Source organism: Achromobacter sp. EB05, assembly GCF_044232075.1.
In the GTDB taxonomy this organism is placed as follows: domain Bacteria; phylum Pseudomonadota; class Gammaproteobacteria; order Burkholderiales; family Burkholderiaceae_B; genus Achromobacter; species Achromobacter dolens.
Genome location: NZ_CP155917.1, coordinates 3,135,823 through 3,151,270, shown reverse-complemented (window position 1 = coordinate 3,151,270; position 15,448 = coordinate 3,135,823). Strand labels below are relative to the sequence as shown.

Annotated in this window: 14 protein-coding genes; 4 read left to right on the top strand and 10 right to left on the bottom strand. The window is 68.7% G+C overall.

All coding sequences use genetic code 11. The annotated features are described in order from the left end of the window. Window positions 1–125: 125 nt before the first annotated feature. From AAID08_RS14450 to kdgD (AAID08_RS14410), 9 genes are all read right to left on the bottom strand, one after another. A complete protein-coding gene (locus AAID08_RS14450; RefSeq protein ID WP_049070976.1) occupies window positions 126–866 on the bottom strand; it encodes an amino acid ABC transporter ATP-binding protein in 741 nt (246 codons plus the stop codon). Window positions 867–926: 60 nt separating this feature from the next. After that, window positions 927–2,030, bottom strand: a complete 1,104-nt coding sequence (locus AAID08_RS14445; RefSeq protein WP_006386909.1) for an amino acid ABC transporter permease — start codon at window positions 2,028–2,030, stop codon at window positions 927–929. Between the two features lies 1 nt (window position 2,031). Beyond that, the gene (locus tag AAID08_RS14440) at window positions 2,032–3,219 is read right to left on the bottom strand and encodes an amino acid ABC transporter permease (protein WP_395757791.1); all 1,188 of its coding nucleotides are present in this window, start codon (window positions 3,217–3,219) and stop codon (window positions 2,032–2,034) included. A gap of 3 nt (window positions 3,220–3,222) precedes the next feature. Further along, a complete protein-coding gene (locus AAID08_RS14435) occupies window positions 3,223–4,431 on the bottom strand; it encodes an aminotransferase class I/II-fold pyridoxal phosphate-dependent enzyme (protein ID WP_054504563.1) in 1,209 nt (402 codons plus the stop codon). Window positions 4,432–4,537: 106 nt separating this feature from the next. Further along, a complete protein-coding gene (locus tag AAID08_RS14430; RefSeq protein ID WP_006395105.1) occupies window positions 4,538–5,554 on the bottom strand; it encodes an amino acid ABC transporter substrate-binding protein in 1,017 nt (338 codons plus the stop codon). A 460-nt stretch (window positions 5,555–6,014) separates the two neighbouring features. Continuing rightward, the gene (locus AAID08_RS14425) at window positions 6,015–6,737 is read right to left on the bottom strand and encodes a FadR/GntR family transcriptional regulator (RefSeq protein WP_049073862.1); all 723 of its coding nucleotides are present in this window, start codon (window positions 6,735–6,737) and stop codon (window positions 6,015–6,017) included. Window positions 6,738–6,967: 230 nt separating this feature from the next. Next, on the bottom strand, window positions 6,968–7,882 hold the full coding sequence (gene kdgD / locus AAID08_RS14420; protein WP_059270414.1) for a 5-dehydro-4-deoxyglucarate dehydratase: 915 nt from the start codon (window positions 7,880–7,882) through the stop codon (window positions 6,968–6,970). A gap of 179 nt (window positions 7,883–8,061) precedes the next feature. After that, window positions 8,062–9,642 carry an aldehyde dehydrogenase (NADP(+)) gene (locus tag AAID08_RS14415; protein ID WP_116793547.1) on the bottom strand — a complete coding sequence of 527 codons (1,581 nt, stop codon included), beginning with the start codon at window positions 9,640–9,642 and terminating at the stop codon, window positions 8,062–8,064. A 61-nt stretch (window positions 9,643–9,703) separates the two neighbouring features. Next, complete coding sequence (gene kdgD, locus AAID08_RS14410; protein WP_059270414.1) at window positions 9,704–10,618, bottom strand: 5-dehydro-4-deoxyglucarate dehydratase; 915 nt, start codon at window positions 10,616–10,618, stop codon at window positions 9,704–9,706. 247 nt (window positions 10,619–10,865) lie between these two features. Here kdgD (AAID08_RS14410) and garD point away from each other — a divergent pair, with 247 nt between their 5' ends. Together garD and AAID08_RS14400 are read left to right on the top strand one after the other, a co-directional pair. Beyond that, window positions 10,866–12,440 (top strand): galactarate dehydratase, encoded by a 1,575-nt coding sequence (gene garD / locus AAID08_RS14405; RefSeq protein ID WP_395757790.1) that lies wholly within the window; start codon window positions 10,866–10,868, stop codon window positions 12,438–12,440. A 128-nt stretch (window positions 12,441–12,568) separates the two neighbouring features. Next, window positions 12,569–13,546, top strand: coding sequence for a tripartite tricarboxylate transporter substrate binding protein (locus tag AAID08_RS14400; RefSeq protein WP_064525108.1), 978 nt, complete (start codon window positions 12,569–12,571; stop codon window positions 13,544–13,546). Between the two features lie 87 nt (window positions 13,547–13,633). Here the strand turns inward: AAID08_RS14400 and AAID08_RS14395 are convergent, their stop codons facing one another. After that, window positions 13,634–14,296 carry a ProQ/FinO family protein gene (locus AAID08_RS14395; RefSeq protein WP_054502450.1) on the bottom strand — a complete coding sequence of 221 codons (663 nt, stop codon included), beginning with the start codon at window positions 14,294–14,296 and terminating at the stop codon, window positions 13,634–13,636. Window positions 14,297–14,444: 148 nt separating this feature from the next. Between AAID08_RS14395 and AAID08_RS14390 the strand changes: the two genes are divergently transcribed. Together AAID08_RS14390 and copC are read left to right on the top strand one after the other, a co-directional pair. After that, window positions 14,445–14,900: a hypothetical protein gene (locus AAID08_RS14390; protein ID WP_116793560.1), complete on the top strand. Its 456-nt coding sequence runs from the start codon at window positions 14,445–14,447 to the stop codon at window positions 14,898–14,900. A gap of 190 nt (window positions 14,901–15,090) precedes the next feature. Beyond that, window positions 15,091–15,447, top strand: coding sequence for a copper homeostasis periplasmic binding protein CopC (gene copC / locus AAID08_RS14385; RefSeq protein ID WP_054502452.1), 357 nt, complete (start codon window positions 15,091–15,093; stop codon window positions 15,445–15,447). Window position 15,448: the final 1 nt, after the last annotated feature.

Here is a 15,448-nt window from a genome sequence, read left to right as displayed (position 1 = left end):
GTGCCGCTCCGAACGCGGCGGTGGCCGCTGACGGCTGGGCGGGGTATTCCGGCGGTCCGAAAAAAACGCCTTCCGGGGGAAGGCGTTCTCGCGACAGGCGTGGAAGCGAGCAGGCCCGCCCGGCCTCAATGCAGGATCTGGCTCAGGAACAGCTTGGTGCGCTCGTTCTGCGGGTGGTCGAAGAACTCGTCCGGGCTGTTCTGCTCGATGATCTCGCCGCGGTCCATGAAGATGACGCGGTTGGCGACCTTGCGCGCGAAGCCCATTTCGTGGGTCACGCACAGCATCGTCATGCCGCTTTCCTGGGCCAGGTTGACCATCACGTCCAGCACCTCCTTGACCATTTCCGGGTCCAGCGCCGAGGTCGGCTCATCGAACAGCATGATCTTGGGGCTCATGCACAGCGAACGCGCGATGGCCACGCGCTGCTGCTGGCCGCCCGAGAGCTGGCCGGGGAATTTCTTGGCCTGGTCCGGAATGCGCACGCGCTCCAGGTATTTCATGGCCGTGGCCTCGGCTTCGGCGCGCGGCTTCTTCAAGACCCACATCGGGCCCAGCGTCAGGTTCTCCAGCACCGTCAGGTGCGGGAACAGGTTGAAGTGCTGGAACACCATGCCGACGTCCTTGCGGATGGTCTCGATGTGCTTGAGGTCATTGGTGAGCTCCGTGCCGTCCACGATGATGTGGCCTTTCTGGTGCTCCTCGAGCCGGTTGATGCAGCGGATCATGGTGGACTTGCCCGAGCCGGACGGCCCGCACACCACGATGCGCTCGCCCGGCGCCACGTCCAGGTTGATGTTGCGCAGCACGTGGAACTGGCCGTACCACTTGTTCACGTCCTGCAGTCGAATGATGGCATCAGACATGCCTGTACTCCCGTAAATATCGCATTGCGGGTCCGCCGGTGGCGGACCCGCGGCAAGGTTCTAGCGTGCGTGGCCCGTGGCCAGGCGTTTTTCCAGCGCCTGGCTGTATTTGGACATGGAGAAGCAGAAGACGAAGTAGATCAGCGAGATGAACAGATACGCCTCCACCCCGAATCCGCGCCATGCCGCGTCGGACAGGGCCGCCTTGGCCGCCAGCGTCAGGTCGAAGATGCCGATGATCACCACCAGCGACGTGTCCTTGAACAGCGCGATGAAGATGCTGACCAGCGGCGGGATCACGATCTTGAGCGCCTGCGGCAGGATGATCTTGCGCATCTGCTGCCAGTAGTTCAGGCCGAGCGAATCGGCGCCTTCGTACTGGCCCTTGGGGATCGCCTGCAACCCGCCGCGCACCGTTTCGGCGATGTACGCGGCCGCGAACATGATGATCGCGATCTGCGCGCGCAGCAGCTTGTCGATGGAGAAACCCTCGGGCAGGAACAGCGGCAGCATCACCGACGACATGAACAGCAGGCTGATCAGCGGCACGCCGCGGATCAGCTCGATGTACACGACGCACAGCGCCTTGATGGCCGGCATCTTCGAGCGCCGGCCCAGGGCCAGCAGCACGCCGATCGGGAAGGCGAAGGCGATGCCGAACGTCGACAGGATCAGCGTCAGCGGCAGGCCGCCCCAGCGCGCGTTCTCGACGTAGGTCAGGCCCAGCACGCCGCCCCACATCAGGATCGCCACGGCGGTCAGGCCGACGGTCCAGATGATGGCGAGCTTCCAGTTCCAGAAACGGCGGATGCCGCTGCACACGATCACCGCGACGAGGATGATGGTCGCGATCAGCGGCCGCCATTGTTCGTCGTAGGGATAGGTGCCGAACAGGATCAGCCGGTGCTTCTCGATGATGAAGGCCCAGCAGGCACCGCCCACCGAGGCGCGGCATTCCTGCGCGTTGGCGGCGGTGAAGTTGGCCTTGATGAAGGCCCACTCGACCAGCGCCGGCACCGACATCAACAGGAACCACGCCAGCAGCACCGTGATCAGGATGTTCAGCGGCGAGGAAAACAGGCGCGAGCGCAGCCACGCCCACGCGCCGACATGGGTCTTGGGCGGCGGCAGCCCTTCGCTGGGGGTATGCGTAGTGCTGCTCATATCAACGCTCCACCAGCGCGATGCGCTTGTTGTACCAGTTCATGAAGATCGAGATCGACAGGCTGACCGTGAGGTACGCGCCCATGATGATGAGAATGCCCTCGATGGCCTGCCCGGTCTGGTTCAGCGTGGTGTTGACCACCGACACGATGTCCGGATAGCCAATGGCCACGGCCAGCGAGCTGTTTTTCAACAGATTGAGATACTGGCTGGTCATGGGAGGAATGATGACCCGCAAGGCTTGCGGCAGCACCACCAGGCGCAGGGCCAGCGGCCGCCGCAATCCGAGGGCGCCGGCCGCTTCCCATTGGCCGTTGCCGACCGCCTGGATGCCCGAGCGCACCACCTCGGCGATGAACGCCGCGGTGTAGATCACCAGGCCCAGCAGCAGCGCCGCGAACTCCGGCGTCAGCGTCAGGCCGCCCGTGAAGTTGAAGCCCTTCAGTTCCGGCATGTCCAGTGTCAGCGAGGCGCCGCTGGCGAGCCAGCCGATCACCGGCAGGGCGATCAACAGGCCGATGGCCGCGCGGCCCAGCGGGAACGCCTGGCCGGTGGCTTCCTGGCGTTTCCGGCCCCAGTGGCCCAGGAACAGGATGGCGACGACCGCCAGGCCCAGCCCGGCCAGCACCCAGTCGAGCGAGGCGCCTTCCAGCCCCGGCACCTTGAGGCCGCGGTTGGAGATGAAGACGCCCGGCAGCGGATGGTGCGCCTGGCGCGGACCCGGCATGTTCTCGGTGATGAGCGCATACCAGAAGAACAACTGCAGCAGCAGCGGCACATTGCGCATGACCTCGACGTAGATCGAGGCCAGCCGCGCCACCAGCCAGTTCCTGGACAGCCGGCCCACGCCGATCAGCACGCCCAGCACGGTGGCGGCCACCAGCGCCAGCAGGCCGACCCGCAGCGTGTTCAGGATGCCCACGACGATGGCGCGGCCGTAGGTGTCGGCCGGCCCGTAGGCGATGGGCGATTCGCCGATGGCGAAACCGGCTTCGCGCGCGAGGAAGCCGAAGCCGGTAGCGATGTTGCGCAGCGCCAGGTTCTGCAGGGTGTTGTGGACCAGGAACCAGATCGCCGATCCCGCCAGCGCCAGCGCCAGGGCCTGGTAGGCCAGGGCGCGGGTGGCGGGATCGTTCCAGGACCAGCGGCGCGGCGCTCGCCGCGCGTTGGCATTGTTCTGCTTGCCCACGGTTCAGCCCGCCATCAGCGCGCCGACCGCGGCGGCCAGCCGGTCCATGCCCTGTTCGATTACTTCGGTGGCGGTGGCGAAGGAGAACCGCACATACGGCGACAGGCCGTACGAACCGCCGTCGATCACCGCCACGCCTGCCTGGCGCAGGAAGAACAGGCTGACGTCCAGGTCGGTCTTGAGTTCGCCGTCCGGCCCCTTGCGGCCGATCAGGCCGGCGACGTTGGCATAGACGTAGAAGGCGCCGTCGGGCGTGGCGCAGGAAATGCCGGGAATCGCATTCAGGCGCCGCACGATCAGGTCGCGGCGCGCCTTGAAGATGGCGACCATCTCGGTCACGCTGGACTGGTCGCCTTCGAGCGCGGCCTGGGCCGCGGCCTGCGAGATGGCGCTGGGGCAACTGGTGCTTTGCGACATGACCGTGCTCATGGCCTTGATGAGGTCGGCCGGGCCGGCGCCGTAGCCGATGCGCCAGCCGGTCATGGCGTAGGCCTTGGACATGCCGTTGACGATCAGCGTGCGCTCGGCCAGGCGCGGCTCGACCTGCACCGGCGAGACGTGCGCTTCGGCGCCATAGCAGAACGGCGCGTAGATTTCGTCGCTCAGGATCCAGACGCGGGGATGGCGCACCAGCACTTCGGTCAGGGCGCGCATCTCGGCGCGGCTGTAGACCGCGCCGCTGGGGTTGCTGGGCGAATTCAGGATCAGCCAGCGGGTGCGCGGGGTGATGGCCGCCTCCAGGCTGGCGGCGTCGAGCTTGAAGCCCTGCGATTCGGGTCCGGTCACGACCACAGGCTTGCCCTCGTTGAGCAACACCATGTCGGGATACGACACCCAGTACGGCGCGCACACGATCACTTCGTCGCCCGGTTCCAGGCTGGCGGTCAGGGCCGCGCCGATGATCTGCTTGGCGCCGGCGCCCACGGTGATCTGGTCCAGGCCGTACTTGGCGCCCAGGGTCTGCTCCAGGCTGCCGGCGATGGCGCGGCGCAGGCCCGGGGTGCCGTTGGGGCTGGTGTAGCGGATATCGCCGCCGGCGATGGCGTCCTGGCCGGCGCGCGCGATGTGGGCGGGCGTGGCCATGTCGGGCTCGCCCAGGGTGAAGTCGGCAATCTCGCGCCCGGCGCGGCGCAATTCGTCGACCACGATCTTGGCGGCCATGCTGGGGGAGGGTTTGATCTGCTTGAGGCGGGCGTTGACGATGCTGTTCATGGTGACTGCTTCAAAGAATGCGGAGGCCGGCGCGAGGCGGCCAGTCCGCGGAAATCGGGAAAACGCGGCGCGACCCGGCGCCATCGCCGGGCCGCGCGAGAGTCGCTCAGCGCACGGGCCAGCCGTACATCAGGCCGCCCTGGGTCCACAGCTTGTTCAGGCCGCGGTCCAGCTTCAGGGGGCTGTCCTTGCCCATGGCGCGGTCGTAGCTTTCGCCGTAGTTGCCGACCTGCTTGATGATGTTGTAGGCCCACTTGTCGTCCAGGCCCAGGTTCTTGCCCATGCCGGGCGTCACGCCCAGGATGCGCTGCACGTTGGGGTTGGTGCTCTTGAGCATCTCGTCGACGTTCTTGGACGTGATGCCGTATTCCTCGGCTTCGAGCATGGCGTTGAGCGACCAGCGCACCACGTTGAACCACTGTTCGTCGCCCTGGCGCACCATGGGGCCGAGCGGTTCCTTGGACAGGTTCTCCGGCAGGATCTCCCAGTCGTCCGGCTTGGCCAGGCGGGTGCGCATGTTGGCGGCGGTGTTGGACTTGTCGTTGGTGTAGGCGTCGCAGCGGCCGGACTCCAGCAGGCGGAAGTTCTCGTCGTAGTTCTCGACCAGCACCGGCTTGAAGGTGATGCCGCGGGCGCGGAAGTAGTCGGCCAGGTTCAGTTCGGTGGTGGTGCCGGGCTGCACGCAGACCGTGGCGCCGTCCAGTTCCTTGACCGTCTTGACGTTCATCGACTTCTTCACGATCAGGCCCTGGGCGTCGTAGAAGTTCACGCCCACGCCGATCAGGCCCAGGGTGGTGTCGCGCGTCAGGGTCTGGGTGGTGTTGCGCGATAGCATGTCGATCTCGCCAGATTGCAGGGCCGTGAACTTGGCCTGCGCGGTCAGCACGTTGCCCTTGACCTTCGAGGCGTCGCCGAACATCGCGGCGGCCACGGCGCGGCACATGTCCACGTCCAGGCCGGTCCATTCGCCCTTGCTGTCGAGCACCGAGAAACCGGGAATGCCGGCAAAGCCGCATTGCAGGAAGCCTTTTTTCTTGACGGCTTCGAAGGTGACGCCGGCCTGGGCGCCGGAGGCAACGCACAACAGGGTCGCCGCGACGGCGGTGGTCAGGAACTTGCGCATGAGAGTGTTCTCCAGGGGTACGGAAAAGGGCAGGGAATGGCTAGGAAACAGACCGGCGGCGCACCGTCGCGTCCCCCGGGCGGGCGGGATGGGACAGGCGCTTGGGACGGGGAGGGGAAAGGCGGGGCGTCAGCGACGATGGCCTTCCGGGCGGGCCTTACCGGTGGAGGCGGGCGGCGTAGCGTTGGAAGGTCGGGCGGGGGACAGGCAACAGGCTCATCGGCGGCACTTGGACGGCAGATCTTGCATAACTGATGCGACGTATGATGGCAGCCATCATACAAGTGAGCAAGTCAGGGGATTCCCGTAATTTGCAATGCCGGCAGCGGTTATATGGCGCGAGCGGCCGGGCGCCATGAGGGCGCGGTGCGCGGCAGGCGACGGGCCTGGGCGGGGCGGCGCGTGGCCGCCCCGGAGGATTCCGCGGCGCCAGTCGCGCCGGGAACGGGACCGGGGCCGGTCAGGCCGGCGGGTTGGACAGCAGCTTGCGGTAGCGGGCGATGCTGTCGCCCAGGTGGCGGGCCATGGCGGCGCGCGCGGCGCCGGGATCGCGGCGCATGATGGCGGTCAGGATGGCTTCGTGCTCCTGCACGTTGCGGGTCTCGTAGACCTCGAGCTCTTCGGGGGTCTTGCCGCCGTGCTTGATGTTCAGGTCCAGCATCACGTCGCGCACCGCCGCCTGCAGCAGGGCCGGGAAGTGCGGGTTGTTGGACGCGCGCGCGATCGACAGGTGGAACTCGTAGTCGGCCTTGACGGCGGCTTCCATGTCGCGGGTGGCGCGGTTGAAGGCGTCGAAGGCCTCGACGATGCCGCTCAGGTCGGCGGCGCTACGGCGCTCGGCCGCCAGGCCACAGGCCTCGACCTCGAGGCCGGCGCGCAGTTCCATGATGTGCAGCGCCCAGCGCGGATCGGCGGCCGGGGCGACGACGAAATCGATGGGCTTTTCGCGGTCTTCGGTGACGAACACGCCGATGCCGGCCTTGCTGACCAGCCGGCCGCTCAGGCGCATCGAGGCCACGGCCTCGCGGATCACGGTGCGGCTGACGTCGAATTCGGCGCACAGCGCATGCTCGGACGGCAGCTTGTCGCCGGGGCGGTACTGGCGGGCGTCCAGTCGCTTGGTCAGTTCGTCGATCACGACGTCGGTCAGGCGCGAGCGCGGGCGGGGCCGGGGAGTTTCCATTGTCTCTCTTGTAGGGTTGCGGCGCCGGGAGGGCCGTAACCCCTATGATAAACGCCCGATGCCGTATGACAGCATACAGGAGCGTTATCGGGCCGTGGCTGGGGCGGGCTCATGGCGCCGTGGCCGTGGCGCCCAAAGCAGGACGCCCTCCGGTGGGCGGAGGGCGTCCTGGCTGCGCGGAACCGCAAGAGGCAGTGGTCGGCGCGTGGCCGCCCGTTGCGGGCCGGCGTTTACTGCGGGCCGAGCTTGCGGATCAGGGCGTCGAGCATCTCCAGTTCCTCGGGATGCAGGTCGGTCAGCGGCGCGCGCACGGGGCCGGCATCGTGGCCGACCAGCTTGGCGCCAGCCTTGACGATGCTGACGGCGTAGCCGGCGCAGCGGTTGCGGATCTCCAGGTAGGGCAGGAAGAACTCGTCGAGCAGGCGGTTGGTGGTGTCGTGGTCATTGGCGGCGATGGCGCGGTAGAACTGCATCGCGGTCTTGGGCACGAAGTTGAAGACGGCCGACGAGTAGACCGGCACGCCGAGCGCGCGGTAAGCGGCGGCATAGACCTCGGCGGTGGGCAGGCCGCCCAGGTACGAGAAGCGGTCGCCCAGCTTGCGGCGGATGCGGACCATGGCTTCGATATCGCCGACGCCGTCCTTGAAGCCGATCAGGTTGGGGCAGCGCTCGGCCAGGCGGGCCAGGTGGTCGGCCGACAGGCGCGACTGGGCGCGGTTGTAGACGATGACGCCGATCTTGACGGACTTGCAGACCTGTTCGACGTGGTCGGCGATGCCTTGCTGGGAGGCCTCGGTCAGGTAGTGCGGCAGCAGCAGCACGCCCTTGGCGCCCAGGCGCTCGGCTTCCTGGGCGTAGGCGATGGCCAGGCGGGTGGGGCCGCCTGCGCCGGCCAGGATCGGCACCTTGCCGGCGCAGGTGGTGACGGCGGTGCGGATGACATCCGAATACTCGTCGGGGGCCAGCGAGAAGAACTCGCCGGTGCCGCCGGCGGCGAACAGGGCGGTGGCGCCGTAGGGGGCCAGCCATTCCAGGCGCTGGGCATAGGTCTTGGCGTTGAAGTTGCCTTGCGCGTCGAAATCGGTCACGGGGAAGGAGAGCAGTCCTTCCGAGACGATGGCCTTGAGTTCCTGGGGTGTGGTCATGCCTGGGTCCATTGAAGCGAAGTGAAGGCCGCCGTAGCGTCATGCCCGCGGCCGGGATTGGGTAACTTAAGATGTATGTCATCGTACAACATACAAGATGAATCGACAATGCCTGTGCGCCGATCCAAAAGAAAACGGGCGGCCCACGGCCGCCCGTTCATGGCTTCGCCGGAAGCGGATCAGGCCGACAGCACGCCGTCGGTCATGCGCGGCAGGCCGAGCGGATTGGCGCGCTTGAGGCCGTCGGGCAGCAGCGCGTCGGGCAGGTCCTGGTAGCAGACCGGACGCAGGAAACGGCGGATGGCGGTGGCGCCGACCGAGGTCGAGGCGGGATTGGAGGTGGCCGGGAACGGGCCGCCGTGCACCATCGCATGGCTGACTTCGACGCCGGTGGGATAGCCGTTGGCCAGGATCCGGCCGGCCTTGCGTTCGAGCACCGGCAGCAGGCCGCGCGCCATGTCGGCGTCGGCTTCGTCCACGAACAGGGTCGCGGTCAACTGGCCTTCCAGGTGCTCGGCCACCGCGCGCATCTGCGCGGCGTCGCGGCATGCCACCACCAGCGAGGCGGGGCCGAACACTTCGGCCTCCAGCTCGGGCGAGGCCAGGAAGCGGGTGGCGTCGGTGCCGAAGACGGCGGGGCCGGCGGCGTTGGCGGCGGGCCGCGAGGCTTCGCCGCGTCCCAGCGTAGCGACGCTGGCGTGGCCGGCCAGGGCCTGTTCGCCCTGTGTGTAGGCGGCGAAGATGCCGGGGGTCAGCATGGTGGCGGCGCCCTTGGCCTGCACCGCCTGCCCGGCGGCCTGGCGGAAGCGCTCCAGCGCCGGGCCTTCGATGCCGATCACCAGGCCGGGGTTGGTGCAGAACTGGCCCACGCCCATGACCAGCGATTCGACGAAGCCCTTGGCGATGGTTTCGGCGCGCGCTTCCAGGGCGGCAGGCAGCAGGAAGACCGGGTTGATGCTGGACATCTCGGCATACACCGGAATCGGCACCGGGCGCGCGTTGGCGGCCGCCACCAGGGCCAGGCCGCCGCGGCGCGAGCCGGTGAAGCCGACCGCGGTGATGGCCGGGTGCGTCGCCAGCGCGGTGCCGATCTCGTTGCCGGCGCCGAACAGCAGCGAAAACACGCCTTCGGGCAGGCCGTGCCTGGCCACCGCTTGCTGGATCACGCGGCCCACCATTTCGGAGGTGCCGGGATGGGCGTTGTGCGCCTTGACGATCACCGGGCAGCCGGCGGCCAGCGCCGACGCGGTGTCGCCGCCCGCCACCGAGAACGCCAGCGGGAAGTTGCTGGCGCCGAATACGGCCACCGGGCCCAGCGGCACGTTGGCCAGGCGCAGGTCGGCGCGCGGCAGCGGCTGGCGGTCGGGTTGGGCGGGGTCGACGGTGGCGTCCAGGAAGTAGCCGTCGCGCACCACGCGCGCGAACAGGCGCAACTGGCCGACGGTACGGCCGCGCTCGCCCTGCAGGCGGGCCAGCGGCAGGCCGGTCTCCAGGTGAGTGCGCTCGATCAGCGCATCGCCCAGTGCCAGGATGCCTTCGGCGATGCTCTCGAGGAATTGCGCGCGGGTCTCGAGCGGCGCGGCGCGGTAGGGGTCGAACGCGGCGGCGGCCAGTTCCGCGGCGCGCGCTACGTCCTCGGCGGTGCCGGCGCGGAAACCGGGTTGCAGCGGTTCGCCGCGGGCCGGGTCGATGGCGTGCAGCGGGGCGCCGGCGCCCTTTACGGACTGGGCGCCGATCAACATATTGCCGGTCAAGGTCATGAATCTCTCCGAATGAAAACGCCCCCGGAACGGGGGCGAACAGGTGTGGCGCGTCGCGGGCCTATTGCGGGCCGAGCTTGCGGATCAGGGCGTCGAGCATCTCCAGTTCCTCGGGATGCAGGTCGGTCAGCGGCGCGCGCACGGGGCCGGCATCGTGGCCGACCAGCTTGGCGCCAGCCTTGACGATGCTGACGGCGTAGCCGGCGCAGCGGTTGCGGATCTCCAGGTAAGGCAGGAAGAACTCGTCGAGCAGGCGGTTGGTGGTGTCGTGGTCATTGGCGGCGATGGCGCGGTAGAACTGCATCGCGGTCTTGGGCACGAAGTTGAAGACGGCCGATGAATACACCGGCACACCGAGCGCGCGGTAAGCGGCGGCATAGACCTCGGCGGTGGGCAGGCCGCCCAGGTACGAGAAGCGGTCGCCCAGCTTGCGGCGGATGCGGACCATGGCTTCGATATCGCCGACGCCGTCCTTGAAGCCGATCAGGTTGGGGCAGCGCTCGGCCAGGCGGGCCAGGTGGTCGGCCGACAGGCGCGACTGGGCGCGGTTGTAGACGATGACGCCGATCTTGACGGACTTGCAGACCTGTTCGACGTGGTCGGCGATGCCTTGCTGGGAGGCCTCGGTCAGGTAGTGCGGCAGCAGCAGCACGCCCTTGGCGCCCAGGCGCTCGGCTTCCTGGGCGTAGGCGATGGCCAGGCGGGTGGGGCCGCCTGCGCCGGCCAGGATCGGCACCTTGCCGGCGCAGGTGGTGACGGCGGTGCGGATGACATCCGAATACTCGTCGGGGGCCAGCGAGAAGAACTCGCCGGTGCCGCCGGCGGCGAACAGGGCGGTGGCGCCGTAGGGGGCCAGCCATTCCAGGCGCTGGGCATAGGTCTTGGCGTTGAAGTTGCCTTGCGCGTCGAAATCGGTCACGGGGAAGGAGAGCAGTCCTTCCGAGACGATGGCCTTGAGCTCCTGCGGCGTGGTCATGGGCGGGTTTCCGTAAGTGGCGGGGTGGCCGCTGGCAGGCGAGCCTGTCGCGCGGACCTGATTGAATAGGTACGTCATCGTACAACATGATTTTGGTCGGTTCAACCTATTGCCCAGCGCTTGCAGGCGTAATGTTCGGGAAATCCGCAATGCGAGCCAGGCTTGGGGCAAAGCATAATTGCATTGGTTGTACGATAACGTATCGCGCGCCGCCTGCCGCGGCGCCCCATTCTCAGAGGACTCCCCCATGCTGCCCGCGGCTGGCCCAGCGCCCGTGCTGATCAAGATTCATCCCGAGGACAACGTCGCCATCGTCGCCAATGACGGCGGCCTGGCGGCCGGCGCCGCGCTGGCCGACGGCCTGACGCTGGCCGAGGCCGTGCCGCAAGGCCACAAGGTGGCGCTGCGCGACCTGGCGCAGGGCGAGCCGGTGCGCCGCTACAACGTCATCGTGGGCTACGCCGCGCGCGACCTGCCGCGCGGCAGTTGGGTCAATGAACGCGTCACCACCATGCCCGCCGCGCGCACGCTGCAGGACCTGCCGGTCGGTACGCGCAAGCGCGCGCCGCTGCCGCCGCTGGAAGGCTACACGTTCGAGGGTTACCGCAATGCCGACGGCACCGTCGGCACGCGCAACATCCTGGCGATCAGCACCACGGTGCAATGCGTGCAGGGCGTGGTCGAACACGCGGTCGAGCGCATCCGCCGCGAGCTGTTGCCGCGCTATCCCAACGTCGACGGGGTGGTGGGCATCGAGCACACCTATGGCTGCGGCGTCGCCATCGACGCGCCGGGCGCGACGATTCCGGTGCGCACGCTGCACAACATCGCCCGCAATCCCAACTTCGGCGGCACCGCGATGGTGGTGAGCCTGGGCTGCGAGAAACTGCAGCCCGAGCGCCTGCTGGCGCCCGGCGCCATCCCGATCCGCGCTGGCGAGGGCATGGCGGCAGACGGCGGCGTCGATACCATCGTGCTGCAGGACGACGAACACGTGGGCTTCGAGTCCATGATCGCCAACCTCATGCGCACCGCCGAGCGCCATCTGCGGATCCTGGACCAGCGCCGCCGCGAAACCTGTCCGGTGTCGGAGCTGGTGGTGGGCGTGCAGTGCGGCGGCAGCGACGCGTTCTCGGGCGTGACGGCCAATCCGGCGGTCGGCTTCGCGGCCGACCTGGTGGTGCGCGCCGGCGGCACCGTGATGTTCTCGGAAAACACCGAGGTGCGCGACGGCATCGACCAGTTGACCGCGCGCGCCGCCACGCCGGAAGTGGCGCAGGCGCTGGTGCGCGAAATGGCCTGGTACGACGAATACCTGCAACGCGGCAGCGCCGACCGCAGCGCCAACACCAGCCCCGGCAACAAGAAGGGCGGCCTGTCCAACATCGTCGAGAAGGCGATGGGGTCGATCATCAAGTCCGGCACGTCCAATATCGATGGCGTGCTGTCGCCGGGCGAACGGCTGACGCGCAAGGGCCTGATCTTCGCGGCCACGCCGGCCAGCGATTTCATCTGCGGCACGCTGCAGTTGGCGGCGGGCATGAACCTGCACATCTTCACGACCGGCCGCGGCACGCCTTATGGGCTGGCGCAGGTGCCTGTGATCAAGGTCGCCACCCGCAGCGACCTGGCGCGGCGCTGGCACGACCTGATGGATGTGGACGCCGGCCGCATCGCCACCGGCCAGGCCAGCATCGAAGACGTGGGCTGGGAGCTGTTCCGTCTGATGCTGGACGTGGCCAGCGGCCGGCGCCAGACCTGTGCCGAGGCGCTCAAGCTGCACAACGCCCTTGCGCTGTTCAACCCGGGTCCGGTGACCTGACGCCTTTCCCTCGGGGCCGCCGGCGGCGGAGCCGACGCAAGCGGCACCCCGGCGCGCGACGCCGGGGGCTGGACCGGGCCTGCCGCGGCCGGCCCGGACACTCTACTTACAACGACAACGGAGACAACATGGATTCAAACAGAAGGCACCTGCTGGCCGCCGCCGCCGCGCTGGGACTGGCGCGGCTGACGCCGGCCTGGGCCCAGGCAGACGCATGGCCGACGCGGCCGGTGCGCATCGTGGTGCCGTACCCGCCCGGCGGTTCGTCGGACATCATCGCCCGCGTGATCGCGCCGCGCCTGGCCGAAGCGCTCAAGCAGACGGTGGTGGTCGAGAACAAGCCGGGCGCCAACGGCAACCTGGGCGCCGGCATCGTGGTGCAGTCGGCGCAGGAGGGCCACTCGGTGCTGCTCTGCGACGTCGGCGCGCTGGCGATCAGCCCGTCGGTCTACACCAAGCTGTCGTTCGATCCATCCAAGGATCTGCGCGCGGTCGGCATGCTGGCGTATTCGCCGCACGTGCTGGCGGTGCATCCCGATGTGCCCGCCAGGACCGTGCCGGAGCTGGTGGCGCTGTCGAAGAAGCAACGCCTGAATTTCGCCGTCACCGCCATCGGCAGCGCGCCGCACCTGGCGGCCGTGGCGGTGCAGCAGGCCACCGGCGCGCAATGGGAATACGTGCCCTACAAGGGCGGTTCGCAGGCGGTGACGGACACCATCGGCGGCCAGACCCAGGTCATCATGAACGGCCTGCTGGCGACGCTGCCGCACATCAAGGGCGGCAAGCTGCGCGCGATCGCGATCTCGAAGAAGGAACGCATGCAACTGGTGGCCGACATCCCGACGATTTCGGAGCAGGGCGTGGCGGGCTTCGAGTCCGGCACCTGGCAGGGCGTGATGGCGCCCGTCACCACCACCGACAAGACCGCCAGCCTGCTGGCCGCGCTGATGGGCCAGATCGTCAACCAGCCCGACGTGAAATCGCAACTGAACGAGCAGGGCGCCGAGATCGTGGTGCGCGATCCGGCGCAACTGGCGCAGTTCTTCAACAGCGAGCGGGCGCGCTGGGCCAAGGTGGTGCAGAGCGCCGATATCCGGCTGGATTGAGGCGGGCGGCTCCGCCCGGCCCTCCAAAGCACCGCGGACCGTGGAGCGCCTGGCGCCGCACGGTCCGCGTTCTTTGGGATGTAGCGATCAGCCGGCCGTCTGCGTATCCGACGGCGCCTGGGCCGGCGTTGCCACCGAGGTATCGACAGACGTGTCGACCGTCGCGTCCACGGACGTGGCGGCGGGCGCGGCGGCCTCGACCTGCGCCGGCTGCTGGGCGCCTTCCGCGGCCGGCTTGCCCTTGTTCGCATTGCCCTTGCCGCCGCGACCGCCCGCCTTGGCGTGGCGGCGCGAGGCCATGCGCTTGGCGTGCTGCGCCTCGTTGGCGGTGACGGCGCCGGCGGGTTCGCCGTTCAGGTCCACGCGCGCGGCGGCCTCGACCATGCAGTCCCAGTAGCGGCGGCCGTCACACCAGGTCTTGACGGCCTGCTTGATCTCGTCGGCGCTGAGCTGCAGGGCCTTGGCGTGTTGCACCAGATCCTCGAGCACGCCCAGCTTGAGCGGCACCTTGGGCGCCGGCTTCTTGGGGAAGGCCTTGGGGAATTGCCGTTGCAACCGCGAAATGGCGATCAGCACCGGGTCGACCGCCGGCGCCTCGCGTCGTTCGCCAGCCGGCGAACGCGCAGGTTTCTTCCGGGCGGCAGCCGCATCGTCGGACGGACGCGCGGAGGGCTTGCGCGACCCCGCTTCGTTGGCGGCCGGACGGGCGGGTTTCTTTTTGGAAGCCGCCTCTTCGGGAGCCTGCTTCACGAGCAGTTCTCGGATTGCGGCGAGCTGTTCTAGACCCATGGTGTGCTGCGACTTCAAATGTTGAAAGCGTGGAGCATAACAGTTGTAGCGGGTCAGATTGAAGTTGCGGCCCTCCGGCGGCCGTCGTAAGCTCGTGGCCACCATGGGGATGCACACGCCGGTTACGTTTACAAGCCCGTCCGCCGCCACCCGCCGCGCGGTGGCGTGGCTGGCGGCGGCGTTGCTGGTTTTCCAGTCGCTGGTGGCCTCCGCGGCGTTCGGCGCGCCCGCGCCGGCGGCGTCCGCGGGGGTGTCCGGAAATGGCGCCAGCGTCATCCTCTGCACCGCCAGCGGTCCGCGCGTGGTGGTGTTGGCGGCGGATACATCGGCCAGCCCGTCCGCGGCCGGCCATGACGCCGGGGCCCTGGGCGGCCCGTTGCCGCACTGCTGCGCATCGACCTGCGCCATGCTGGGCGGGGCTTGCCCGCCCGCGCCAGCCGGCATCGCCTGGCGCCTGCCGGCCGAGCTGCCGGCGTTGCCTTTTGCCATCGACGTCGCGCCGCATCCCCGCGGCGAGCCGCTGTGGCTGCCACAGCAGTCACGGGCCCCGCCGCGCGCGGCCTGATGCCGTTTTCGCGCCGCGCCTGCACGGTTTCGCCCGGCTCGCTCGTCGTTGACACGCACGGGACCCCGGCCCTGGCGCCTGCCTCGCCCCGTCTCGCGCGCCATTCCTTCCGCGTCTTTCCCCCCGCGCCTGCCGCGCGTCTCTTATTCGCCACGCGGCCCGGCGCCGCCCATTTTCCAGGAGATTCATCATGTTCAAACCCGTTCTGATCGCCGCCACGCTGATCCTGGCCCCGCAATGGGCCTGGGCCCACGCCCACCTGCAGCGCGCTACGCCGGCCGACAAGGCCGAAGTGGCCACGCCGTCCTCGGTGAGCGCCAGCTTTTCCGAAGGGCTGGAGCCCGCGTTTTCCACGCTGACCGTGCTGGATGCCGCCGGCAAGCCCGCCGTCACGGCCAAGGCGGCGCCGGCGCCCGGCGACGACAAGACCCTGGTGCTGCCGGTGGCCCAGCCGCTGCCGGCCGGCGCCTACACGGTCAAATGGCAAGCGCTGTCCAAGGACGGCCACAAGACCGACGGCGCCTGGACCTTCACGGTCAAGCCTTGAG